The following is a 22,951-nucleotide window of genomic DNA, read 5'->3' as shown; positions in this document are numbered from 1 at the left end:
AGGGCCGGTTTTTTTATGCGTGCGATTCAGGCCATGTCCAGCCCTTGCGGGAGCGGGCTTGCCCGCTCCCCTGGCGCTAGCTTACTTCGCGATCTGGATCTTCGGCGCCCACTGCAGCCAGGCGTCCTCTGGCTGGTCGAACAAGGCGAAGGTCTGCTGCGGCCGGGCCGGGTTACCCATCTGCTCGCCCTCGGGCGTGGCAAAGGCAATGCCGCCATCGATGAGTGTCTGCAGCGACTCGGTACGCACCGTGGCGCCCTTGAACAAGCCCCAGTCAAAACCGAAGCCACTGCTGTTCCAGAACCGGCTACCACTGCGCACCAGGGCGGCGTAGCGCGGCTCGATCAGAATGTGGATCAACACACGGTCCGCAGTCTGGCCCAGCTCGAAACCAGTGACCTTGCCCACCGCCACCTCGCGATAGGTGACCGGCACGCCCGGCTTGATCGAACCACGGCGCGGCGCGCTCAAGGTCAACGGCAGGCCGACTTCCTCCCCTGCAACTTCAGGCGCCTCGGCCAGCGCCATGAAATCACGCTGCGGCCCCTTGTCCTTCACCGCTGGCTGCACTTCGATGTACTGGCCGCCAATCAAGGTATCGAGGTTCTCGGTACGCACCAACCCAAGTTCCGGCTTGACCACCCAGAACTGCGTGCCTGCCCGGGCAATGCGATCCGCCGCTTCAGTGATGCGCGCCCGCAGTACAACAGCTTGCAAGTCCTTGGTCAGGTCCACGCTTTCGACACTGCCGACATCCAGGCCACGGAAGCGAATTGGCGTACCTGGCTTGAGGCCATCGGCCCGATCTACGCGAATAGTCACCAGGGTGCCGGTGCGGTTTACCGCCTCCTGGCTCTCCAGCAGACGGAAGCGCGGAATACGGCGCTTAAGCGCAACATTGGGGGTTGGCGTATCAAAGGCGATACCACCTGCCATGAGCGTCTGCAACGACTCACTCTTGATCTTGATGCCAGACAGCCCGCCCGTCAGGGTGATACCGCTGACGTTCCAGAAGCGCGAGGAGCCGTTGACCAGGTTTTCGTACTCCTTCTCGATGTGCACACCAATCAGGATACGGTTGCTGTTGCGGGCAAACTGGTAGCTCTGCACGCTGCCCACCTTGACTTGGCGATACATCACCGGGCTGCCGATCTCGAGCGAACCCAGGGTATCGGCGAACAGCACCAGGTGCAGGCCTGGGGCCTTCAGGTCCAGCGGCGGCGCCTTGGCCCTGGCCTCGAATTCGCGCTGCGGCTTGGCGCCCTTCTCGCCGGGGCGGATGGCGATGTAGTTACCTTTGACCAACGCTTCCAGGCCGGTGATGCCAGCCAGGGAAATGGACGGCTTGACCACCCAGAACTGCGTACCTTCGACCAGATAGTCCTCAGTCAGCGGGTCGAGCGTCAGCTCGGCAGTGGCGCTGGACAGGTTGTCTTCCATCTTCAGGGTTTTCAACGAACCGACCTGGATACCCTTGTACATGACCGGCGTACGTCCGGCCTGGAGGCCTTCATAGTCGCTCAGCTTCACCTTGACGCGGATACCCGCCTGGGCCGCGTCGAAGTCTTCATACAAGCGGAATGGCAGGCTCGGGTCAGTCGGCGGGCTGTCCTTGCGGTATTCCGGCGTGGCGAAGGCGATGCCGCCGGCAACGATGCTCGACAGCGACTCACTGCGCACTTTCACGCCCGACAGATCAGCGTCGATACTGATGCCGCTGGCATTCCAGAAACGCGTGTGCTTGCGCACCAGGCTGGCATAGGCCGGCTCGATGAAGACCTTGACCTCGACCGTGCTCTGGTCGTCAGACAGGCGGTAGCTTTTCACCCGGCCAACCTGGATCTGCTTGTAGAACACCGGGCTGTCCCGATTGAGCGAACCCAGGCGCTCGGCCTTGAGGGTCAGGTGCAGGCCTGGCTCGCTGTCGGACAGCGGTGGCGCGACCTTCAGTGCGGTAAAGCGCTTGGTCCGTTCGCCTTCCCCCGGGCTGACAGCGATGTAGTTGCCGGATACCAGCGTTTCCAGGCCCGAGATACCGGCCAGGCTGACACTTGGCTTGACCAGCCAGAACCGCGTGCCCTTGGTCAGGTGCGGCTCGGCAGCCTTGTTCATTTCGATGGTGGCGATTACCCCCTGGTTCTCGCCCTTCGCATCCAGCACAAGTTTCGTGACCTTGCCGACGGACATGCCCTTGTAGATCACCTCGGTCTTGTTGGCGACGATGCCTTCGCCAGTCTCGAAACGCACCTCGATCTCAACGCCAGCATCGCGGTAGGCCTGCCAGGCCAGCCAGCCACCAATCATCAGCGCGATCAGCGGCAGGATCCAGATGGCCGACCAGTTCGAGGCAGGGCGGGTTTTAGCCGTTGGCATGTCACTCATGGTCGTCATCCGACTCCGTGTTATCCCAGATCAGTCGGGGATCGAAAGTTAAAGCAGCAAGCATCGTGAGGATCACCACAGTTGCGAAGGCGACAGCGCCCAGGTTGGCTTCGACACTGGCAATACGACCGAAATTCACCACTGCCACCAGAATGGCAATGACGAAGATGTCCAGCATTGACCAGCGCCCTATGAATTCGATGAAGCGGTACATGAGGATCCGTTGCCTTGCCGACAGCGGCTGGCGGCGCTGGACCGAATACAACAACAGACCGATGCCCACCAGCTTGAAGGTAGGCACCAGAATGCTGGCAATGAACACGACGGCGGCGATTGGCAACATGCCGTGCTTGAGCAAGGTGATGACGCCAGACATGATGGTGTCGCCGCTACCCTGCCCCAAGGTGCTGACCGTCATGATCGGCAACAAGTTGGCCGGGATATATAGAATCGAGGCAGTGATCAGCAGGGCCCAGGTACGGATGATGCTGTTGGGGCGCCGCGCGTGCACGACAGCACCGCAGCGTGTACAGGTTTGCGAATCGCTCTCGGCATCCCGACGGTTAAGCTCATGACATTCATTGCAGACCAGGATGCCTGCATCAATCGCCCGCATGGAGGTCCTCCCCTGACAACGCACTCCAGATCTGGTGTGGCGACATCACCACTTCGAGCCAGACCTGGACCAGCAACAGACTGATGAAGCAGAACAGACCAAGGCCAACGGTCAGTTCGGCCAGATCCACGAGTTTGACGATTGCCACCAGCACGCCCATGAAATAGACCTCAAGCATGCCCCAGTCACGCAGGTGGTGATAAAAGCGGTAGAACACCAGCCCGTAATCACGCCCCACATTGAGGCGAATGCTCAACAACACGGCCAGCTGGCACAGCAGCTTGAGCAGCGGAATAGCCATGCTACAAAGGAACACCACCACGGCAACGCCGCGCATCTCTGAGTTGTAAAGGCCCAGCACACCACTCCAGACGGTATCGTCCGAAGTCTGGCCGAGCAGGTGCAACTGCATGATTGGCAGGAAGTTGGCCGGTATGAACAACAGCAAGGCCGTCAACACCAAGGCCAGGCTGCGGTTGACCACATTGTGCCTATGGGCGTACAGCTCGTAGCCACAACGCGGGCATTGGGCTTTTTCGCCATGCTGCAGCACCGGCTTGCGCATCAGCAGGTCGCACTCGTGACAGGCGACCAGTTGATCCAATGGCAACTGCTCTAGGGCTTGGGTTTGGACGGGATCGGGCATCTCGAGATTCTGAGTAGGTACGTCGGCTCTATTCTAGTGTTCCTAGCTCGAAATGTGGGAGACGACTAATGCCTGGCGCGCGCCCGGAAATGATCCAGAAAGACAAAACCCCTACCTGCATGCGCAGATAGGGGTTTTGCGAAATGAATCTTGACGATGACCTACTCTCACATGGGGAAACCCCACACTACCATCGGCGATGCATCGTTTCACTACTGAGTTCGGGATGGGATCAGGTGGTTCCAATGCTCTATGGTCGTCAAGAAATTCTGTTGCCAGAATGTCTTTTGAACACTCTTGGCTAATTCGGATATGTGAATTTGTGGTCTTGCGAACTTTCGGTTCGTGTCATCTTCACCACCGCAATCTGCGCTAGCAAATTGCTTGGGTGTTATATGGTCAAGCCTCACGGGCAATTAGTATTGGTTAGCTCAACGCCTCACAGCGCTTACACACCCAACCTATCAACGTCGTAGTCTTCGACGGCCCTTCAGGGAACTCAAGGTTCCAGTGAGATCTCATCTTGAGGCAAGTTTCCCGCTTAGATGCTTTCAGCGGTTATCTCTTCCGAACATAGCTACCCGGCAATGCCACTGGCGTGACAACCGGAACACCAGAGGTTCGTCCACTCCGGTCCTCTCGTACTAGGAGCAGCCCCTCTCAAATCTCAAACGTCCACGGCAGATAGGGACCGAACTGTCTCACGACGTTCTAAACCCAGCTCGCGTACCACTTTAAATGGCGAACAGCCATACCCTTGGGACCGGCTTCAGCCCCAGGATGTGATGAGCCGACATCGAGGTGCCAAACACCGCCGTCGATATGAACTCTTGGGCGGTATCAGCCTGTTATCCCCGGAGTACCTTTTATCCGTTGAGCGATGGCCCTTCCATACAGAACCACCGGATCACTAAGACCTACTTTCGTACCTGCTCGACGTGTTTGTCTCGCAGTCAAGCGCGCTTTTGCCTTTATACTCTACGACCGATTTCCGACCGGTCTGAGCGCACCTTCGTACTCCTCCGTTACTCTTTGGGAGGAGACCGCCCCAGTCAAACTACCCACCATACACTGTCCTCGATCCGGATAACGGACCTGAGTTAGAACCTCAAAGTTGCCAGGGTGGTATTTCAAGGATGGCTCCATGAGAACTGGCGTCCCCACTTCAAAGCCTCCCACCTATCCTACACAAGCAAATTCAAAGTCCAGTGCAAAGCTATAGTAAAGGTTCACGGGGTCTTTCCGTCTAGCCGCGGATACACTGCATCTTCACAGCGATTTCAATTTCACTGAGTCTCGGGTGGAGACAGCGCCGCCATCGTTACGCCATTCGTGCAGGTCGGAACTTACCCGACAAGGAATTTCGCTACCTTAGGACCGTTATAGTTACGGCCGCCGTTTACCGGGGCTTCGATCAAGAGCTTCGCTTGCGCTAACCCCATCAATTAACCTTCCGGCACCGGGCAGGCGTCACACCCTATACGTCCACTTTCGTGTTTGCAGAGTGCTGTGTTTTTAATAAACAGTCGCAGCGGCCTGGTATCTTCGACCGGCATGGGCTTACGGAGCAAGTCCTTCACCCTCGCCGGCGCACCTTCTCCCGAAGTTACGGTGCCATTTTGCCTAGTTCCTTCACCCGAGTTCTCTCAAGCGCCTTGGTATTCTCTACCTAACCACCTGTGTCGGTTTGGGGTACGGTTCCCAGTTATCTGAAGCTTAGGAGCTTTTCTTGGAAGCATGGCATCAACCACTTCGCGCTCTAATGAGCACTCGTCATCAGCTCTCGGCCTTGAGATCCCGGATTTGCCTAAGATCTCAGCCTACCACCTTAAACTTGGACAACCAACGCCAAGCTGGCCTAGCCTTCTCCGTCCCTCCATCGCAATAACTGGAAGTACAGGAATATTAACCTGTTTTCCATCGACTACGCTTTTCAGCCTCGCCTTAGGGACCGACTAACCCTGCGTCGATTAACGTTGCGCAGGAAACCTTGGTCTTTCGGCGTGCGAGTTTTTCACTCGCATTGTCGTTACTCATGTCAGCATTCGCACTTCTGATACCTCCAGCAAGCTTCTCAACTCACCTTCACAGGCTTACAGAACGCTCCTCTACCGCATCACCAGAAGGTGATACCCGTAGCTTCGGTGCATGGTTTGAGCCCCGTTACATCTTCCGCGCAGGCCGACTCGACTAGTGAGCTATTACGCTTTCTTTAAAGGGTGGCTGCTTCTAAGCCAACCTCCTAGCTGTCTAAGCCTTCCCACATCGTTTCCCACTTAACCATGACTTTGGGACCTTAGCTGACGGTCTGGGTTGTTTCCCTTTTCACGACGGACGTTAGCACCCGCCGTGTGTCTCCCATGCTCGGCACTTGTAGGTATTCGGAGTTTGCATCGGTTTGGTAAGTCGGGATGACCCCCTAGCCGAAACAGTGCTCTACCCCCTACAGTGATACATGAGGCGCTACCTAAATAGCTTTCGAGGAGAACCAGCTATCTCCGAGCTTGATTAGCCTTTCACTCCGATCCACAGGTCATCCGCTAACTTTTCAACGGTAGTCGGTTCGGTCCTCCAGTCAGTGTTACCTAACCTTCAACCTGCCCATGGATAGATCGCCCGGTTTCGGGTCTATACCCAGCGACTAAACGCCCTATTAAGACTCGCTTTCGCTACGCCTCCCCTATTCGGTTAAGCTCGCCACTGAATATAAGTCGCTGACCCATTATACAAAAGGTACGCAGTCACCTAACAAAGTAGGCTCCCACTGCTTGTACGCATACGGTTTCAGGTTCTATTTCACTCCCCTCTCCGGGGTTCTTTTCGCCTTTCCCTCACGGTACTGGTTCACTATCGGTCAGTCAGTAGTATTTAGCCTTGGAGGATGGTCCCCCCATGTTCAGACAAAGTTTCTCGTGCTCCGTCCTACTCGATTTCATTGACAAGAGATTTTCGTGTACGGGGCTATCACCCACTATGGCCGCACTTTCCAGAGCGTTCCACTAATCTCAAATCAACTTAAGGGCTGGTCCCCGTTCGCTCGCCACTACTAAGGGAATCTCGGTTGATTTCTTTTCCTCAGGGTACTTAGATGTTTCAGTTCCCCTGGTTCGCCTCTTGTACCTATGTATTCAGTACAAGATACTCAGCTTGTGCTGAGTGGGTTCCCCCATTCAGAGATCTCTGGATCACAGTCTGTTTGCCGACTCCCCAAAGCTTATCGCAGGCTACCACGTCTTTCATCGCCTCTGACTGCCAAGGCATCCACCGTATGCGCTTCTTCACTTGACCATATAACCCCAAGCAATCTGGTTATACTGTGAAGACGACATTCGCCGAAAATTCGCATGTTGCGCTTTCGCGCAGAACTCACAAATTTTACCTTAGCCTGATCCACCAGCAGTGAAACTGGTGTTCAGTCTATATCTATCACATATCCGAATTTTTAAAGAACGATCTGACAAAAGTCAGAAATCAGCATTCACAGGGAATACTCATTACTGAGTTCTGATCAGCAAATGAATCAAGCAATTCGTGTGGGAGCTCATCAGCAGGCTGATGTCGTCGATTAAGGAGGTGATCCAGCCGCAGGTTCCCCTACGGCTACCTTGTTACGACTTCACCCCAGTCATGAATCACACCGTGGTAACCGTCCTCCCGAAGGTTAGACTAGCTACTTCTGGTGCAACCCACTCCCATGGTGTGACGGGCGGTGTGTACAAGGCCCGGGAACGTATTCACCGCGACATTCTGATTCGCGATTACTAGCGATTCCGACTTCACGCAGTCGAGTTGCAGACTGCGATCCGGACTACGATCGGTTTTGTGAGATTAGCTCCACCTCGCGGCTTGGCAACCCTCTGTACCGACCATTGTAGCACGTGTGTAGCCCAGGCCGTAAGGGCCATGATGACTTGACGTCATCCCCACCTTCCTCCGGTTTGTCACCGGCAGTCTCCTTAGAGTGCCCACCATAACGTGCTGGTAACTAAGGACAAGGGTTGCGCTCGTTACGGGACTTAACCCAACATCTCACGACACGAGCTGACGACAGCCATGCAGCACCTGTGTCAGAGTTCCCGAAGGCACCAATCCATCTCTGGAAAGTTCTCTGCATGTCAAGGCCTGGTAAGGTTCTTCGCGTTGCTTCGAATTAAACCACATGCTCCACCGCTTGTGCGGGCCCCCGTCAATTCATTTGAGTTTTAACCTTGCGGCCGTACTCCCCAGGCGGTCAACTTAATGCGTTAGCTGCGCCACTAAAATCTCAAGGATTCCAACGGCTAGTTGACATCGTTTACGGCGTGGACTACCAGGGTATCTAATCCTGTTTGCTCCCCACGCTTTCGCACCTCAGTGTCAGTATCAGTCCAGGTGGTCGCCTTCGCCACTGGTGTTCCTTCCTATATCTACGCATTTCACCGCTACACAGGAAATTCCACCACCCTCTACCGTACTCTAGCCTGCCAGTTTTGGATGCAGTTCCCAGGTTGAGCCCGGGGCTTTCACATCCAACTTAACAAACCACCTACGCGCGCTTTACGCCCAGTAATTCCGATTAACGCTTGCACCCTCTGTATTACCGCGGCTGCTGGCACAGAGTTAGCCGGTGCTTATTCTGTCGGTAACGTCAAAACAGCAAGGTATTAGCTTACTGCCCTTCCTCCCAACTTAAAGTGCTTTACAATCCGAAGACCTTCTTCACACACGCGGCATGGCTGGATCAGGCTTTCGCCCATTGTCCAATATTCCCCACTGCTGCCTCCCGTAGGAGTCTGGACCGTGTCTCAGTTCCAGTGTGACTGATCATCCTCTCAGACCAGTTACGGATCGTCGCCTTGGTGAGCCATTACCCCACCAACTAGCTAATCCGACCTAGGCTCATCTGATAGCGCAAGGCCCGAAGGTCCCCTGCTTTCTCCCGTAGGACGTATGCGGTATTAGCGTTCCTTTCGAAACGTTGTCCCCCACTACCAGGCAGATTCCTAGGCATTACTCACCCGTCCGCCGCTGAATCAAGGAGCAAGCTCCCGTCATCCGCTCGACTTGCATGTGTTAGGCCTGCCGCCAGCGTTCAATCTGAGCCATGATCAAACTCTTCAGTTCAATACTGCTTGGGTTTTTAAGAAACCCTAAACTTGGCTCAGCAATCTCAAATGACTATGTGATTTCTCGCATGGCCACTTGTGATGCTGATAATCTTTGTGACTATCAGTCCGTACTCACAAGCACCCACACGAATTGCTTGATTCGATTTGTTAAAGAGCGTTTGGTCAAGAGCGTTTCGTCTCAACCGAGGCGCGCATTCTACGCTTTCCTCAGAGCCTGTCAAGCGTTTATTTTGAAGTTTTTTGCGAGAAACTCGTTTAGCTTCAAACACTTGGCTCGCTGCGATCTCTCGTAACGGGAGGCGAATAATACAGCGTTTAAAAACGCTGTCAACCTTCATCTCAACCGCCATCGATCATTCGACCGAAGCGCCTCCAACCCCGCCTGAACTACCTAACTCGTTGAATTTCAAGGAGTTTGTCGTTCCGATGTCGCTGGAAGTGGGGCGCATTATAAGGGGATTCGAAACCCCGTCAACCTTTAATTTCAAGAAACTTTAATATCGCTGAAAAGCAAAGCGGGGAGGCCTGTCGGCCTCCCCGCTTAACATCATCCCTTACAAGCTAGGGAAGGCAAACTGCGACGCCTCATGGCTGGCGCGCTGCGGCCAACGCTGGGTGATCGCCTTGCGGCGGGTATAGAAGCGCACACCGTCCGGGCCATAGGCATGCAGGTCACCAAACAGCGAGCGCTTCCAGCCACCAAAGCTGTGATAGGCAACCGGCACCGGCAGCGGTACGTTGACCCCGACCATGCCCACTTCGATTTCGTCGCAGAACAGGCGCGCCGCTTCACCGTCACGGGTGAAGATGCAGGTACCGTTGCCGTATTCGTGATCGTTGATCAGCTGCATGGCCTGCTCGAGGCTGTTCACGCGCACCACGCACAGCACCGGGCCGAAGATCTCTTCCTTATAGATGCGCATCTGCGGTGTCACGTTGTCGAACAGCGTGCCGCCAACGAAATAGCCATCTTCATTACCTGCCACGCGCAAGCCTCGGCCATCCACCACCAACCTGGCGCCAGCGGCAACGCCATCGTCGATATAACCGACAACCTTGTCACGGGCTGCAGCGGTCACCAGCGGGCCCATGTCCAGGCCACAGGAAGTGCCAGCACCAATCTTCAGCGCCTTGATCTGCGGCTCCAGCTTGGCGATCAGTGCATCGGCAACCTGATCACCCACGCACACTGCCACCGAAATAGCCATGCAGCGCTCGCCGCACGAACCGTAGGCAGCGCCCATCAGCGCGCTGACTGCGTTGTCCAGGTCGGCATCGGGCATCAACACCGCGTGGTTCTTCGCACCGCCCAGGGCCTGTACGCGCTTGCCACGCTTGGTGCCTTCGGCATAGATGTATTCGGCGATCGGAGTCGAACCGACGAAACTCAGCGCTTTCACTTCCGGCGCTTCGATCAGTGCATCGACCGCTTCCTTGTCACCATGCACCACATTGAGAATGCCCTTGGGCAGGCCAGCCTCCAGCAGCAACTGAGCGATGAACAGGGTCGAGCTCGGGTCACGCTCGGATGGTTTGAGAATGAAGGCGTTACCGCAGGCAATGGCCAGTGGGTACATCCACAGCGGCACCATGGCCGGGAAGTTGAATGGCGTGATGCCAGCGACCACACCCAGTGGCTGGAAGTCGGACCAGGCATCGATGTTCGGGCCGACGTTGCGGCTGTACTCGCCTTTCAGCACTTCCGGCGCAGCACAGGCGAACTCGACGTTCTCGATGCCACGCTTCAGTTCGCCGGCCGCATCCTCCAGGGTCTTGCCGTGCTCTTCGCTGATCATCTGCGAGATGCGGGCTTCGTTTTGCTCCAGCAGTTGCTTGAAGCGGAACATCACCTGGGCGCGCTTGGCCGGTGGGGTGTTGCGCCAGGCGGGGAAGGCAGCCTTGGCCGACTCAATGGCTTCCTGCACGGTCGCGCGGCTAGCCAGTTCGACCTTGCGCACCGCCTGACCGGTAGACGGGTTGAAGACATCGGCGGTGCGCTCACCTTTGGTAACCAGCTCGCCGTGAATCAGGTGCTGAACAATGCTCATGCAAAACTCCAGGTAAAGAAGGTTGAGGCAGGCGCGTGATGGTTCACGCGCCCTACGTCAAAAGCGGAAAGATCAGTCGATCTGGTTCAGGGTTTCGCCGACCGCGTCGAACAGGCGGTCCAGTTCCTGCGGCTGGGTATTGAAGGTTGGGCCGAACTGCAGGGTGTCGCCACCGAAGCGCACATAGAAGCCGGCTTGCCACAGCTTCATGGCGGCTTCGTACGGACGCACGATGGCATCGCCATCGCGGGCGGCGATCTGGATCGCGCCGGCCAGGCCGTAGTTACGGATGTCGACGATGTTCTTGGTGCCCTTCACGCCATGCAGCAGCTTCTCGAAGTGCGGCGCCAGCTCGGCAGCCGACTGCACCAGGCTCTCCTTCTGCAGCAGATCGAGCGCGGCGAGACCGGCGGCGCAGGCTACCGGGTGCGCCGAGTAGGTGTAGCCGTGGGGGAATTCCACTGCATATTCCGGCGTCGGCTGGTTCATGAAGGTCTGGTAGATCTCACGCGTGGCGATGACCGCCCCCATGGGGATGGCACCGTTGGTGACCTGTTTGGCGATGCACATCAGGTCAGGGGTGACACCAAAGGCCTCGGAGCCGGTCATGGCGCCCATGCGGCCAAAGCCTGTGATCACTTCGTCGAAGATCAGCAGGATGTTGTGCTGGGAGCAGATTTCACGCAGGCGCTTCAGGTAACCCTTCGGCGGCGGCAGCACGCCAGCGGAACCTGCCAAAGGCTCGACGATCACCGCTGCGATGTTCGAGGCATCGTGCAGCTCGATCAGCTTGAGCATTTCATCTGCCAGGGCGATACCGCCCTCTTCCGGCAGGCCTTTGGAGAAGGCGTTGACTGGCAGCACGGTATGAGGCAGGTGGTCGACGTCCAGCAACTGGCCGAACATCTTGCGGTTACCGTTGACGCCACCCAGGCTGGTGCCGGCAATGTTCACCCCGTGATAACCACGGGCACGGCCGATGATCTTGGTCTTGGTGGCCTGGCCTTTCAGGCGCCAGTAGGCACGCACCATCTTCAGCGCAGTGTCGCAGCACTCGGAGCCGGAGTTGGTATAGAAGACGTGGTTCAAGTCGCCCGGGGTCAGCTCGGCGATCTTCTCGGCCAGCTGGAAGGACAGCGGGTGGCCGAACTGGAACGCCGGGGAATAATCGAGGGTACCGACCTGGCGTGCGACCGCTTCGGTGATTTCCTTGCGGGTATGCCCGGCGCCACAGGTCCACAGGCCAGACAGGGCGTCGAAGACCTTGCGCCCCTTGTCATCGACCAGGTAGTTGCCTTGGGCCGCCACGATCAGGCGCGGGTCGCGCTGGAAGTTACGGTTGGCGGTGTAGGGCATCCAGTGGGCATCCAGCTTCAGCTGGCTGGCGATCCCCGCGGTTGCGGTTTCAGGCATGTTCATCGGCGGTTCCTCGGAAGACGATTAGGCAACGATGGATGTTGTTGCAGCTAAATTCGCACGCGGATAAAGTCTGAAAAAGCCTACATTTCTAATCTTCAGGTAGCGCAAGACTAAACATATGAGCAGACGACCCGACCCTCTCGCACAAGTGAGCGATTTCGACATCCGCCTGCTGAAAATCTACCGAAGCGTGGTTGAATGTGGCGGTTTCTCGGCTGCGGAGAACGTGCTGGGGATTGGCCGTTCAGCCATCAGCCAGCAAATGAACGATCTCGAACAGCGCCTGGGTCTGCGCTTGTGCCAGCGTGGTCGTGCCGGTTTCTCGCTGACCGAGGAAGGCCGCGAGGTCTATCACTCGGCATTGCAGTTGCTCAGTGCACTGGAAACTTTCCGTACCGAGGTCAACGGCCTGCACCAGCACTTGCGCGGTGAGCTGAACATCGGCCTTACCGACAACCTGGTCACCCTGCCGCATATGCGCATCACCCATGCCTTGGCCGAACTGAAGGACCGCGGCCCGGATGTGCGCATCCAGATCCGCATGATCGCCCCCAGCCAGGTGGAGCAAGGGGTACTGGACGGCAGCCTGCACGTCGGTGTGGTCCCCCAGACCAGCCCTCTGTCCGGCCTGGAATACCAACCGCTGTACAGCGAACGGTCACAACTGTACTGCGCAGTTGGCCACCCGTTATTCTACGCCGACAACCAGCAGATCGACGATGACCGCCTCAACAGCCAGGAAGCGATCGCGCCAACCTTCCGCCTGCCTGCGGAAATCCAGGCGCACTACCAGGCGCTCAACTGCACTGCCAGTGCCTCGGACCGCGAAGGCATGGCGTTCCTGATCCTCACCGGCCGCTATATTGGCTACCTGCCCGACCACTACGCCACGTTCTGGGTCCAACAAGGCCGCCTGCGTGCACTGAAGCCTGCGCAACGCTTCTATGACCTGAGCCTGAGCTGGGTGACGCGCAAAGGGAGGCGACCGAACCTGGTACTGGAAAGCTTCCTGGAAAGCCTGGCTGCGACACGTTGATGCCAGCTTCTGACGCTAAGGCTTGTCACGCCAGCACAGGCAGGTAATCTTGTCCGACATTCGTTGCCACAGACCTGTCCGGAATCGTCCATGAGCCTAGAAGTCCCTGCGCATCGCCTCGCCGCCTCTGGCAAGCCCGCCGGCCGCATCCGCCAGAAGAACGAACAGGCCATCATCCAGGCCGCCGAAGACGAATTCGCCCGCCATGGGTTCAAAGGCACCAGCATGAACACCATCGCGCTGAAAGCCGGCTTGCCCAAGGCCAACCTGCATTACTACTTCACCAACAAGCTCGGCCTCTACATCGCCGTGCTGAGCAACATCATCGAGCTGTGGGACAGCACCTTCAATGCCCTGAGCGTCGATGACGACCCAGGCGAAGCGCTGAGCCAATACATCCGCACCAAGATGGAGTTCTCCCGGCGCAACCCGCAGGCCTCGCGCATCTTCGCGATGGAGGTGATCAGCGGCGGCACCTGCCTGACCGAGTATTTCAGCGCCGACTACCGCGAATGGTTCCGCGGGCGGGCCGCCGTGTTCCAGGCCTGGATGGACGCCGGCAAGATGGACCCGGTCGACCCGGTGCATCTGATCTTCCTGCTCTGGGGCAGCACCCAGCACTATGCCGACTTCGCCACCCAGATCTGCCAGGTTACCGGCCGCAGCCGCCTGACCAAGCAAGACATGGAAGATGCCAGCAACAACCTTATCCACATCATTCTCAAGGGGTGCGGCATAAAGCCGAGTGCCTGACGTTCATCTATGCCTTCTACCCTGCTCGACCTCTGCGAATTTCGCGAGGAAATCCGCAAGAGCCGCTTCATCACCCTGGCCAGCCCGATCAACAGTGCCGCCGAGGCGATGAGCTTCATCGAGCGTCACAGTGACTTGGCCGCCACCCACAACTGCTGGGCATGGAAAATCGGCGGGCAATACCGCAGCAATGACGATGGCGAACCGGGCGGCACTGCCGGAAGGCCGATCCTGGCGGCCATCGAAGCACAGGACTGCGACCAGGTGGTGGTGCTGGTGATTCGCTGGTACGGCGGTATTCAGCTGGGCACCGGCGGGCTGGCGCGTGCCTACGGCGGTGGCGCCAACAAGTGCCTGCAGCAAGCCCCCAAGCGCCTGCTGGTCCAGCGCAGCGAGTACACCTGCAGTTGTACCTTCAGCGAACTGGCCCTGGTGAAACTGCGCCTGGCAGAAGTGGATGGCCTGGTGCTCGACGAGCAATTCACCGCCAATGGCGTCGACCTGCATATCGCTGTGGGCGAAGCGTACCTGGCCATATTGCAACAGCAACTGGCGGACCTGAGCCGGGGCCGGATTCTCCTCGAGACACACTGAGGTTTGCCCACATCTACTGTGGGCCGGCCTGTGGATAAGCTTGGGGCACTCCGCTACAGGCCAAGCGCTGCAAGGCCTCAAGGCCATTGATCATATTTTGATCACTGTTTGATGACAGCAGTAAGCGACTGAGTCTTCAGAAGTTATCCCCAATGTGTCTGGCAGATTGCACAACCCCGGTCGTGGCGCTTGCACACATTTACTGTGGACGAGCCTGTGGATAACCCGTTAGCCAACAAGCCAGGCACCCGCCCGCTCAAGGCCAGACACACTTGTACATTTTTTAGCCAATCGTGAAGCAGGCGAGGCATACGTCCGAACTCTGAAGTATGCTCAATTCCTTTTCCTACACCGATAAAGGAATGTTCCTATGGCATCCTCCAGAACTGCCCTCATCATCGGCGCTTCCCGCGGTCTCGGCCTGGGCCTGGTACAACGCCTGCACGAAGACGGCTGGAACATTGTTGCAACCGTGCGTAACCCTCAACAGCCAGGCGCCCTGGCCGATGTTCCCGGCGTGCGCATCGAGCAACTGGAAATGAACGACACCCCCCAGCTCGATGGCCTCCAGCAACGCCTGCAAGGCCAGATGTTCGACCTGGTCTTCGTCAACGCCGGGGTAATGGGCCCCCTGCCGCAAGACGTGGAGACCGTAAACGCTCAGGCCATTGGCGATCTGTTCATGACCAACGCCGTGGCCCCGATCCGCGTCGCCCGGCGCCTGGCAGGCCAGGTACGCGAAGGCAGCGGTGTGCTCGCGTTCATGAGCTCGATCCTCGGCAGCGTGACCATCCCCGACGGTGGCGAGATCTGCCTGTACAAGGCCAGCAAGGCCGCGCTCAATTCGATGATCAACAGTTTCGTGGTCGATCTGCAGCGCCCCGACCTGTGCGTACTGGCCATGCATCCTGGCTGGGTGAAGACCGACATGGGCGGCGAAAACGCCGAGATCGACGTGCGCACCAGCACCCGTGGCATGCTCGAACAGATCAAGGCGCAAAGCGGACACGGTGGCCTGCGCTTCATCAACTACAAAGGCGAATCACTCACCTGGTGAGGTGAATACCGACCGGCCGGGCGCAATGCCCGGCCAGGCCCTGTAGAATGGCGGCAACCGTACCTGATTCGAGACTCCCTCCTTATGTATGACTGGCTGAATGCCCTGCCCAAGGCAGAACTGCACCTGCACCTTGAAGGCTCGCTGGAACCCGAGCTGTTGTTCGCCCTGGCCGAGCGCAACAAGATCGCCTTGCCCTGGAACGACGTGGAAACCCTTCGTGGCGCCTATGCGTTCAATAACCTCCAAGAGTTTCTCGACCTGTATTACCAAGGCGCAGACGTGCTGCGCACCGAACAGGACTTCTACGACCTGACCTGGGCTTACCTGCAACGCTGCAAGGCGCAGAATGTGGTCCATACCGAACCGTTCTTCGATCCACAGACCCACACCGACCGTGGCATCCCGTTCGAGGTCGTGCTCAACGGCATCAACCAGGCGTTGAAAGACGGTCGCGAACAACTGGGTATCAGCAGCGGCCTGATTTTGAGCTTCCTGCGCCACCTGAGCGAAGACGAAGCGCAAAAAACCCTCGACCAGGCGCTGCCCTTCCGCGACGCGTTCATCGCCGTCGGCCTGGACAGTTCGGAAATGGGCCACCCACCCAGCAAGTTCCAGCGGGTGTTCGACCGCGCCCGCAGCGAAGGCTTCGTGGCCGTGGCCCACGCCGGTGAGGAAGGCCCACCCGAGTACATCTGGGAAGCCCTCGACCTGCTGAAGATCAAGCGTATCGACCACGGTGTGCGCGCCATCGAAGACGAACGCCTGATGCAACGCATCATCGACGAGCAGATCCCGCTCACCGTCTGCCCGTTGTCGAACACCAAGCTCTGCGTGTTCGACCACATGAGCCAGCACAACATCCTCGACATGCTGGAACGAGGCGTGAAGGTGACAGTGAACTCGGACGACCCGGCCTACTTTGGCGGTTATGTCACCGAAAACTACCACGCCCTGCACACCCACTTGGGCATGACCGAAGACCAGGCCCGCCGACTGGCGCAAAACAGCCTGGATGCTCGCCTGGTCTGAAGCCGTCAACCGACCTGCAAGGTGGTCACGCGGGCTATACGGTTGATCTGCTGCACACCCTCGGCAGAAATCTGCAGTACCCGCGTGCCCTCAGGTTCGCGTATCCAGCCAGACTGCAGAAACAGTTTGAGCAACGCCTGACCAAGGCTACCGCCCAAGTGTGGCCCTTGGTCGGTCCATTCATTGCAGTGGCAGATCACACAGTGCCGCCGCGATGCCAGCGCATCGATGTAGACGCCCATGGCAGCCAGCTGCGTTCGCCCCTCCTCACTGACCATCAGTTCCCGCTCGCTGCCCTCCAGCCAGCCCGCCACCACCAGCCGGTGATACAACTCACCCGCCAGCTCGCCGCCCAGGTGTTCGCCACAGCGACGTGCCCTGCGCATCGACATCGGCAGCTGCAGCACCCCCGTGCGCGGCCCCTTTGTCGACGCCAGCTGGACGCTGGCCAGCGCTTCGACAGCAACGCCCACCTGAGGTGTGGCGAGCCTGAAGTAGCGCTTGCGCCCGCGCGCCTCAAGCCTTAGCAGGCCGGCCGAAGACAGCAACGAAAGGTGGGCACAGGCCGACGACGCGCTCAGGCCGGCCATCATCGCCAGTTCATCTGTCGGCCGCGGTGTGCCATCGATTAGCGCCCACAACATCGCGCTACGCTTGGGGTCGGCCATCAGGCCGGCAATCTGACTGATACTACTGACTGCATTCATGTCCCTGTATCTCCCCGCATGATCACGTCCGGTTTCAGAGGCCAGCATTGGTTACGCTGGTCGCCTCTCAAGCAAACTGCCAAGGGCCAGTATAAGCCGCGCCTGTGCCGCTCCCCGCAGGCCCGCGCATGCTCAAGCGGGCTCATTCAGCGTTGGGTGGGGCCACCCTTTCGCGCGCCAGAATCGGCACAACCTGGAAGAGAAAGGAAAATAAAGGGCATGAGGAAGGATGGCCCAGAGTGAGTAGCGACTCTGCTGACAGCTCACTTCCTCAAGTAGCGCAAATCAAATCGAAGCTTCCACATCAATCCAGGCATATCCGCTGGAAACGTCGCACAGGCCATAGCGAATGGCGCCCGGACCGCCAGTCAGGACACTCACCCTAGCCATGGCGCCAGCAGACTGCGGCGCTACACTTGATCCGCTCTCCCCCAATCGAAGGTATGCCACGATGAAGATTGTCGTCAGTGCGTCGAATCGCAACCCCAACTGCCCCTGGCAGGTAAGGCTCGACCAGCATGTGGTGAGTTTTCGCAGCGAGGCAGAAGCACGTGCCTTCGTCGCCACCCTGCAAACCCGCCTGCAGGCACCTCACCCGCTCATGCTGGACGCGTGGCCTGCAAACGCCGGGTCAACAGCGCGACACTGACCACGAGTGCCCCGCACAGGCTGATCACCAACGTCATCGGCACGGCACTGCCATCATGCAGCACGCCGACCAGCGAGGCCGCAGCGGCCGCGACGCTGAATTGCAGGCAGCCCATCAGCGCCGAAGCACTGCCTGCCCGTGCGCCCTGGCCACTCATGGCGCAGGCCGACGCATTGGGGATGATGCACCCCAGGCTGGCAATGCAGACGAACAGCGGTACCAGCAATGGCCACAACTGCGCCGGGCGCAAGGCTGCCACGCCAAGCAATACCAGGCCTGCTGCCAAGTACAGCCAGACCGCCCGCACCAACAGGAATGCCGGGCCTCGCTTGGCCAGCAAGCGCGCGTTGACCTGGGCGACCAGAATGAAGCCGGCCGCGTTGGTACCGAACAGCCAGCCATAATGCTCTGCGGGTACGCCATAGAGCTTGATGAATACGAACGGTGAACCGGCGATGTAGGCAAACATCCCGGCAATGGCGATACCGCCGGTCAAGGCATGGCCGATGAACACCCGGTCAGTCAATAACCGCAGGTACTGACGCAATGCTCCCGATAGCGGCTGGCGCGGCATGCTGGCCGGCAGGCTTTCCGGCAGGCCCAGGCTTACCGCCAGCAGGCTGGCCGCGCTGAACAGGCTCAGCGCCAGGAATATCGACTGCCAACCGGCCAGGTTCACCAGGACCCCGCCCAGCATCGGCGCAAGGATGGGGGCCAGGCCCATCACCAGCATCAACTGCGAGAACACCTTGGCCGACGCCACCGGGTCGCACTTGTCGCTGACGATGGCCCGCGACAGGACCATGCCAGCGCAGCCGCCCAGCGCCTGGACAAAGCGTGCAACGATCAAGGTGTCGAGGTTGGGGGCGTAAGCACAGGCCAGTGAGGCCAGGGTGAACAGCGCCACCCCGAACAACAGCGGCTTGCGCCGGCCGAAGCGGTCCGCCACCGGCCCGTAGGCGAGCTGGCCGATCGACAGGCCGAGGAAATAGGCCGCCAGGGTGGCCTGTACATGTTTTTCGTCGGTGGCGAACGCCTGCGCCATGGCCGGGAAGGCGGGCAGGTAGAAGTCGATCGCCAAGGGCCCGAACGCACTCAGTGCGCCCAGGATCAGCACCATTCGCAGGTTCATCAGGAATCCATAGCAGGCTAAGCAAGCTGCCAAGTCTACCTGCAGTGGCCACCCTCAGCATGAAAACATTTGCAACAAAACAGGGCCGCAGTGCGGCACCTCGGTTCAGGCCACTTCAGCTTGGTAGCCTTCCTCTCGAATAGCCGCCAATACTTGCTCCGCGCCCAGCGAGCTTTGCACCCGCACTTGCTGGCCAGGCAGATCGACTTCCACGGTAGCCTGCGCATCCTTTTCCTGTACTGCACGAGTCACGGCTTTCACGCAATGGCCACAGGTCATGCCTTGAACATTGAACACTTGCATGGGGACTACCTCCTTCAGGGTTTTCCCCAGTTTCAAGCTTGCCATCGGGGCAAGGTCAAGTTCTGCGTGAAACGGCCGGGCTGGAAATCCGCGCGGACCTCGGCCAAGCTGCGCCTTTGATGATTGTGCAAGCAGGAGATTCTTCATGTTCAGGACAGCAGTGGGCGTTGTCGGGCTGTTGGCCGCACTGATGGCGGTGCCGCCGGCCAGCGCCGAGGGCAACTCGGACTACAGCGTGCTGATCATTTCCCGGGAACGCCTGGAAGTGGCCACCAGCTGCGAAATCGGCGTGTATCTCAACGATCAGCTCTCCGGGCGGGTCTTCCAGGAGCAGTCAACGTCCTTCAACCTGCCGCCCGGCCCGATTGATGTTCGCCTGCGCCTGTTGCCCGGGCAGATGCCGGGGTGTGCCCCGGGTATCGAGGACCAACGCAGCACGCGGCTCAACCTGCAAGCAGGCCAGATCAGCAAGTACCGCATCGCCATGGGCCCACAGGGTCTTGAACTGAAGCGAGCCGGCCTGGGCTATTGACCTTCCCCGCGTGGCAAGGTTGATGCTGACGCTCTAGCCCTGCCAAGGAGGAGAGCCATGCCCGCATCCAACACTTTCAACCTGCCGATTTCCGGCATGACCTGCGCCAGCTGTGCGGGCCGTGTCGAGCGCGCCCTGCGAAAGGTCAGCGGCGCCGATCAGGTCAGCGTCAACCTCGCCACTGAACAGGCCAGGGTCCAGGCCCCGGCAGGTAGCCTGCCAGCCTTGGTTGAAGCCGTGCGCGGCGCCGGCTATGGCGTGCCGACCCGGACCGTGGAGCTGCAGATCGGCGGCATGACCTGTGCCAGCTGCGTCGGCCGCGTGGAGCGCGCCCTCGGCAAATTGCCGGAGGTTGAACAGGTCAGCGTCAACCTGGCCAGCGAGCGTGCCCACCTTGAAGTGCTGCAGGCGCTCGATGACGCGCTGCTGATTGCCGCTGTCGAAAAAGCCGGTTACAGCGCCAGCCTGCCGCAAGCGGCCAAGGATGATCAGCAGGATGCCCAACGACGCCTGCGCAATGAACGCCTGGCTGTCGCTGCCGCGCTGTTGCTGGCCCTGCCATTGGTGCTGCCGATGCTGGTGCAGCCCTTCGGCCTGCACTGGATGCTGCCCGCCTGGGCGCAGTTCGCGCTGGCCACCCCGGTGCAGTTCATTCTCGGTGCACGCTTCTACAAAGCCGCCTACAAAGCCGTGCGTGCTGGAGCAGGCAACATGGACCTGCTGGTCGCCCTGGGCACCAGCGCGGGTTATGGCCTGAGCCTGTACCAATGGGCCAAGGCCCCGGCCGGAATGGCCCCGCACCTTTACTTCGAAGCTTCGGCGGTAGTCATCGCCCTGGTGCTGCTGGGCAAGTACCTCGAAAGCCGGGCCAAGCGCCAGACGGCCAGTGCCATTCGCGCCCTCGAAGCCCTGCGCCCGGAGCGGGCCGTGCGCGTCATCGACGGCCGCGAAGAAGACGTGGCAATCGCCCAACTGCGCCTCGGCGACCTGGTTCTGGTTAAACCTGGCGAACGCTTCCCGGTCGACGGTGCGGTGGAGGAAGGCAGCAGCCACGCCGACGAAGCATTGATCAGCGGTGAGAGCCTGCCGGTCCCCAAGCAACCTGGCGACAGCGTCACCGGCGGTGCCATCAACGGCGAAGGCCGGTTGCTGGTGCGGACCCAGGCGCTGGGCACGGAAACCGTGCTGGCCCGGATCATCCGCCTGGTCGAAGACGCACAGGCCGCCAAGGCGCCGATCCAGAAGCTGGTCGACCGGGTCAGCCAAGTGTTCGTGCCTGCCGTGCTGGTGCTGGCACTGCTTACCTTGACTGGCTGGTGGCTGGCCGGTGCACCGCTGGAGACCGCGCTGATCAATGCGGTCGCCGTACTGGTGATCGCCTGCCCGTGCGCCCTGGGCCTGGCCACACCGGCAGCGATCATGGCCGGCACCGGTGTCGCCGCCCGCCATGGCATCCTGATCAAGGACGCCGAAGCCTTGGAGCGTGCCCATGCGGTCAATCGCGTGGTGTTCGACAAGACCGGCACCCTCACTTCCGGCAGCCCGCGCGTAGTCCACAGCCAGGCGCTGGTCGCTGACGGCGCCGACCTGCATCGCCTCGCCGGCGCCCTGCAGCGCGGTAGCGAGCACCCGCTGGCCAAGGCCGTGCTGGATGCCTGCGCCGAGCAAGGCCTGGAGGTCCCCGCCGTGACTGACAGCCAGTCACTCACCGGCCGCGGCATCGCTGGCCGCGTGGAAGGCCGCGAACTGGCGTTGGGCAACCGTCGCCTGCTTGACGAAAGCAACCTGCAACCCGGCGAGCTGGCCGCCAAGGCTCAAGCCTGGGAGGCCGAAGGCCGCACCCTGTCGTGGCTCATCGAGCGGGGTGCAGCACCTCGCGTGCTCGGCCTGTTCGCCTTTGGCGATAGCCTCAAACCGGGTGCCGAGCAGGCCATCGCTGCCCTGCACGCCCGCCACATCAGCAGCCACCTGCTGACCGGCGACAACCGCGGCAGCGCCAAGGTGGTGGCCGATGCCCTTGGCATCGACGACGTGCATGCCGAAGTGCTGCCGGCCGACAAGGCCGCCACCGTGGCCGCCCTGAAAAAAAACGGTGTGGTGGCGATGGTCGGCGACGGCATCAACGATGCCCCGGCCCTGGCCGCTGCCGATATCGGCATCGCCATGGGCGGTGGCACTGACGTGGCCATGCAGGCTGCCGGTATCACCCTGATGCGCGGTGACCCACGGCTGGTGCCCGCCGCGCTGGAGATCAGCCGCAAGACCTATGCAAAAATCCGTCAGAATCTGTTCTGGGCCTTCATCTACAACCTGATCGGCATTCCCCTGGCCGCGCTTGGCTATCTCAACCCGGTACTGGCCGGCGCCGCCATGGCGTTATCCAGCGTCAGCGTGGTCAGCAATGCCCTGTGGTTGAAGACCTGGAAACCCACCAGCACCTCGCAGGAGGCCCGATGAACATTGGCCAGGCAGCCCGCCGCAGCGGGCTCAGCACCAAGATGATCCGCTATTACGAATCCATCGGCCTGCTCAAGCCGGCCACCCGCAGCGACAGCGGCTACCGCTTGTACCAGGCCGAAGACTTGCACAGCCTGGCCTTCATCAAGCGCTCCCGTGACCTCGGGTTTTCCCTGGAAGAAGTAGGCAAGCTGCTGACCTTGTGGCAGGACCGCGGCCGTGCCAGCGCCGACGTCAAGGCGCTGGCCATGCAGCACATCGATGAGCTGAACCGGCGCATCGAAGAGCTGGTGAGCCTGCGTGACACCCTGGGCGATCTGGTTGCCCACTGCCATGGGGATGACCGCCCGGACTGCCCGATTCTGAAGGACCTGGCCAATGGCGCAGGATGCTGCCAATGAAAGCATGCAGCGCGCTGAGATCGGCACGCCGCACACCTTTGGTATGCCATATTAGCCCAAAGCCGACCGAATAGTCGCC

Annotated in this window: 17 protein-coding genes and 3 rRNA genes; 9 read left to right on the top strand and 11 right to left on the bottom strand. The window is 59.6% G+C overall.

Features of this window, described 5'->3' with window-relative positions:
* Window positions 1–81 precede the first annotated feature (81 nt).
* From ACTORR_RS17515 to ACTORR_RS17480, 8 genes are all read right to left on the bottom strand, one after another.
* Complete coding sequence (locus ACTORR_RS17515) at window positions 82–2,382, bottom strand: PqiB family protein (protein ID WP_054886097.1); 2,301 nt, start codon at window positions 2,380–2,382, stop codon at window positions 82–84.
* Window positions 2,375–2,998, bottom strand: coding sequence for a paraquat-inducible protein A (locus ACTORR_RS17510; protein WP_054886096.1), 624 nt, complete (start codon window positions 2,996–2,998; stop codon window positions 2,375–2,377). The genes ACTORR_RS17515 and ACTORR_RS17510 overlap by 8 nt, the downstream gene beginning before the upstream one ends.
* The gene (locus ACTORR_RS17505) at window positions 2,985–3,644 is read right to left on the bottom strand and encodes a paraquat-inducible protein A (RefSeq protein WP_262110398.1); all 660 of its coding nucleotides are present in this window, start codon (window positions 3,642–3,644) and stop codon (window positions 2,985–2,987) included. The genes ACTORR_RS17510 and ACTORR_RS17505 overlap by 14 nt, the downstream gene beginning before the upstream one ends.
* Window positions 3,645–3,792: 148 nt before the next feature.
* Window positions 3,793–3,908: ribosomal RNA gene (gene rrf, locus ACTORR_RS17500) — 5S ribosomal RNA — on the bottom strand.
* Window positions 3,909–4,039: 131 nt separating this feature from the next.
* Window positions 4,040–6,932: ribosomal RNA gene (locus ACTORR_RS17495) — 23S ribosomal RNA — on the bottom strand.
* 278 nt (window positions 6,933–7,210) lie between these two features.
* A 16S ribosomal RNA gene (locus tag ACTORR_RS17490) occupies window positions 7,211–8,747 on the bottom strand.
* Together the 16S, 23S and 5S rRNA genes form the textbook arrangement of a ribosomal RNA operon.
* Window positions 8,748–9,306: 559 nt before the next feature.
* On the bottom strand, window positions 9,307–10,800 hold the full coding sequence (locus tag ACTORR_RS17485) for a CoA-acylating methylmalonate-semialdehyde dehydrogenase (RefSeq protein ID WP_099814404.1): 1,494 nt from the start codon (window positions 10,798–10,800) through the stop codon (window positions 9,307–9,309).
* Window positions 10,801–10,872: 72 nt separating this feature from the next.
* On the bottom strand, window positions 10,873–12,219 hold the full coding sequence (locus ACTORR_RS17480; RefSeq protein WP_054886801.1) for an aspartate aminotransferase family protein: 1,347 nt from the start codon (window positions 12,217–12,219) through the stop codon (window positions 10,873–10,875).
* Window positions 12,220–12,337: 118 nt separating this feature from the next.
* Here ACTORR_RS17480 and ACTORR_RS17475 point away from each other — a divergent pair, with 118 nt between their 5' ends.
* The 5 genes from ACTORR_RS17475 (at window position 12,338) to ACTORR_RS17455 (ending at window position 16,691) form a co-directional block, all read left to right on the top strand.
* Window positions 12,338–13,255 carry a LysR family transcriptional regulator gene (locus tag ACTORR_RS17475; RefSeq protein WP_054886800.1) on the top strand — a complete coding sequence of 306 codons (918 nt, stop codon included), beginning with the start codon at window positions 12,338–12,340 and terminating at the stop codon, window positions 13,253–13,255.
* Window positions 13,256–13,345: 90 nt separating this feature from the next.
* The gene (locus ACTORR_RS17470; RefSeq protein ID WP_054886799.1) at window positions 13,346–14,008 is read left to right on the top strand and encodes a TetR/AcrR family transcriptional regulator; all 663 of its coding nucleotides are present in this window, start codon (window positions 13,346–13,348) and stop codon (window positions 14,006–14,008) included.
* Window positions 14,009–14,017: 9 nt separating this feature from the next.
* Window positions 14,018–14,602: an IMPACT family protein gene (locus ACTORR_RS17465; RefSeq protein WP_054886798.1), complete on the top strand. Its 585-nt coding sequence runs from the start codon at window positions 14,018–14,020 to the stop codon at window positions 14,600–14,602.
* A gap of 370 nt (window positions 14,603–14,972) precedes the next feature.
* Window positions 14,973–15,659 (top strand): SDR family oxidoreductase, encoded by a 687-nt coding sequence (locus tag ACTORR_RS17460; RefSeq protein WP_313364564.1) that lies wholly within the window; start codon window positions 14,973–14,975, stop codon window positions 15,657–15,659.
* A gap of 84 nt (window positions 15,660–15,743) precedes the next feature.
* On the top strand, window positions 15,744–16,691 hold the full coding sequence (locus ACTORR_RS17455; protein ID WP_054886796.1) for an adenosine deaminase: 948 nt from the start codon (window positions 15,744–15,746) through the stop codon (window positions 16,689–16,691).
* A gap of 5 nt (window positions 16,692–16,696) precedes the next feature.
* Here the strand turns inward: ACTORR_RS17455 and ACTORR_RS17450 are convergent, their stop codons facing one another.
* Complete coding sequence (locus tag ACTORR_RS17450; RefSeq protein ID WP_054886795.1) at window positions 16,697–17,398, bottom strand: ArsR/SmtB family transcription factor; 702 nt, start codon at window positions 17,396–17,398, stop codon at window positions 16,697–16,699.
* 451 nt (window positions 17,399–17,849) lie between these two features.
* Between ACTORR_RS17450 and ACTORR_RS17445 the strand changes: the two genes are divergently transcribed.
* On the top strand, window positions 17,850–18,047 hold the full coding sequence (locus tag ACTORR_RS17445; protein WP_082433666.1) for a hypothetical protein: 198 nt from the start codon (window positions 17,850–17,852) through the stop codon (window positions 18,045–18,047).
* On the opposite strand, the gene ACTORR_RS17440 is transcribed toward ACTORR_RS17445, so the two are convergent.
* Window positions 17,998–19,179, bottom strand: coding sequence for a multidrug effflux MFS transporter (locus ACTORR_RS17440; protein ID WP_313364563.1), 1,182 nt, complete (start codon window positions 19,177–19,179; stop codon window positions 17,998–18,000). The genes ACTORR_RS17445 and ACTORR_RS17440 overlap by 50 nt on opposite strands.
* Before the next feature lie 105 nt (window positions 19,180–19,284).
* Window positions 19,285–19,482 (bottom strand): heavy-metal-associated domain-containing protein, encoded by a 198-nt coding sequence (locus ACTORR_RS17435; RefSeq protein ID WP_054886793.1) that lies wholly within the window; start codon window positions 19,480–19,482, stop codon window positions 19,285–19,287.
* A gap of 145 nt (window positions 19,483–19,627) precedes the next feature.
* Between ACTORR_RS17435 and ACTORR_RS17430 the strand changes: the two genes are divergently transcribed.
* The 3 genes from ACTORR_RS17430 to cueR are packed head-to-tail and all read left to right on the top strand — an operon-like array spanning window position 19,628 to window position 22,872.
* Complete coding sequence (locus tag ACTORR_RS17430; RefSeq protein ID WP_054886792.1) at window positions 19,628–20,014, top strand: hypothetical protein; 387 nt, start codon at window positions 19,628–19,630, stop codon at window positions 20,012–20,014.
* A 57-nt stretch (window positions 20,015–20,071) separates the two neighbouring features.
* The gene (locus ACTORR_RS17425; protein WP_099814402.1) at window positions 20,072–22,471 is read left to right on the top strand and encodes a heavy metal translocating P-type ATPase; all 2,400 of its coding nucleotides are present in this window, start codon (window positions 20,072–20,074) and stop codon (window positions 22,469–22,471) included.
* Window positions 22,468–22,872, top strand: coding sequence for a Cu(I)-responsive transcriptional regulator (cueR, locus tag ACTORR_RS17420; RefSeq protein WP_054886790.1), 405 nt, complete (start codon window positions 22,468–22,470; stop codon window positions 22,870–22,872). The genes ACTORR_RS17425 and cueR overlap by 4 nt, the downstream gene beginning before the upstream one ends.
* Window positions 22,873–22,951 lie beyond the last annotated feature (79 nt).

This window comes from Pseudomonas sp. SAR267, assembly GCF_052077595.1.
Taxonomy (GTDB): domain Bacteria; phylum Pseudomonadota; class Gammaproteobacteria; order Pseudomonadales; family Pseudomonadaceae; genus Aquipseudomonas; species Aquipseudomonas vlassakiae.
Note: the sequence above shows the minus strand (reverse complement) of the source record. Positions and strands in the feature narration are given on the sequence as shown.

Excerpts from the sequence above, each read along its gene's own strand:
- ACTORR_RS17515 (WP_054886097.1), bottom strand. The coding sequence starts at position 2,382 with ATGAGTGACATGCCAACGGCTAAAACCCGCCCTGCCTCGAACTGGTCG.
- ACTORR_RS17510 (WP_054886096.1), bottom strand. The coding sequence starts at position 2,998 with ATGCGGGCGATTGATGCAGGCATCCTGGTCTGCAATGAATGTCATGAG.
- ACTORR_RS17505 (WP_262110398.1), bottom strand. The coding sequence starts at position 3,644 with ATGCCCGATCCCGTCCAAACCCAAGCCCTAGAGCAGTTGCCATTGGAT.
- ACTORR_RS17485 (WP_099814404.1), bottom strand. The coding sequence starts at position 10,800 with ATGAGCATTGTTCAGCACCTGATTCACGGCGAGCTGGTTACCAAAGGT.
- ACTORR_RS17480 (WP_054886801.1), bottom strand. The coding sequence starts at position 12,219 with ATGAACATGCCTGAAACCGCAACCGCGGGGATCGCCAGCCAGCTGAAG.
- ACTORR_RS17475 (WP_054886800.1), top strand. The coding sequence starts at position 12,338 with ATGAGCAGACGACCCGACCCTCTCGCACAAGTGAGCGATTTCGACATC.
- ACTORR_RS17470 (WP_054886799.1), top strand. The coding sequence starts at position 13,346 with ATGAGCCTAGAAGTCCCTGCGCATCGCCTCGCCGCCTCTGGCAAGCCC.
- ACTORR_RS17465 (WP_054886798.1), top strand. The coding sequence starts at position 14,018 with ATGCCTTCTACCCTGCTCGACCTCTGCGAATTTCGCGAGGAAATCCGC.
- ACTORR_RS17460 (WP_313364564.1), top strand. The coding sequence starts at position 14,973 with ATGGCATCCTCCAGAACTGCCCTCATCATCGGCGCTTCCCGCGGTCTC.
- ACTORR_RS17455 (WP_054886796.1), top strand. The coding sequence starts at position 15,744 with ATGTATGACTGGCTGAATGCCCTGCCCAAGGCAGAACTGCACCTGCAC.
- ACTORR_RS17450 (WP_054886795.1), bottom strand. The coding sequence starts at position 17,398 with ATGAATGCAGTCAGTAGTATCAGTCAGATTGCCGGCCTGATGGCCGAC.
- ACTORR_RS17445 (WP_082433666.1), top strand. The coding sequence starts at position 17,850 with ATGAAGATTGTCGTCAGTGCGTCGAATCGCAACCCCAACTGCCCCTGG.
- ACTORR_RS17440 (WP_313364563.1), bottom strand. The coding sequence starts at position 19,179 with ATGAACCTGCGAATGGTGCTGATCCTGGGCGCACTGAGTGCGTTCGGG.
- ACTORR_RS17435 (WP_054886793.1), bottom strand. The coding sequence starts at position 19,482 with ATGCAAGTGTTCAATGTTCAAGGCATGACCTGTGGCCATTGCGTGAAA.
- ACTORR_RS17430 (WP_054886792.1), top strand. The coding sequence starts at position 19,628 with ATGTTCAGGACAGCAGTGGGCGTTGTCGGGCTGTTGGCCGCACTGATG.
- ACTORR_RS17425 (WP_099814402.1), top strand. The coding sequence starts at position 20,072 with ATGCCCGCATCCAACACTTTCAACCTGCCGATTTCCGGCATGACCTGC.
- cueR (WP_054886790.1), top strand. The coding sequence starts at position 22,468 with ATGAACATTGGCCAGGCAGCCCGCCGCAGCGGGCTCAGCACCAAGATG.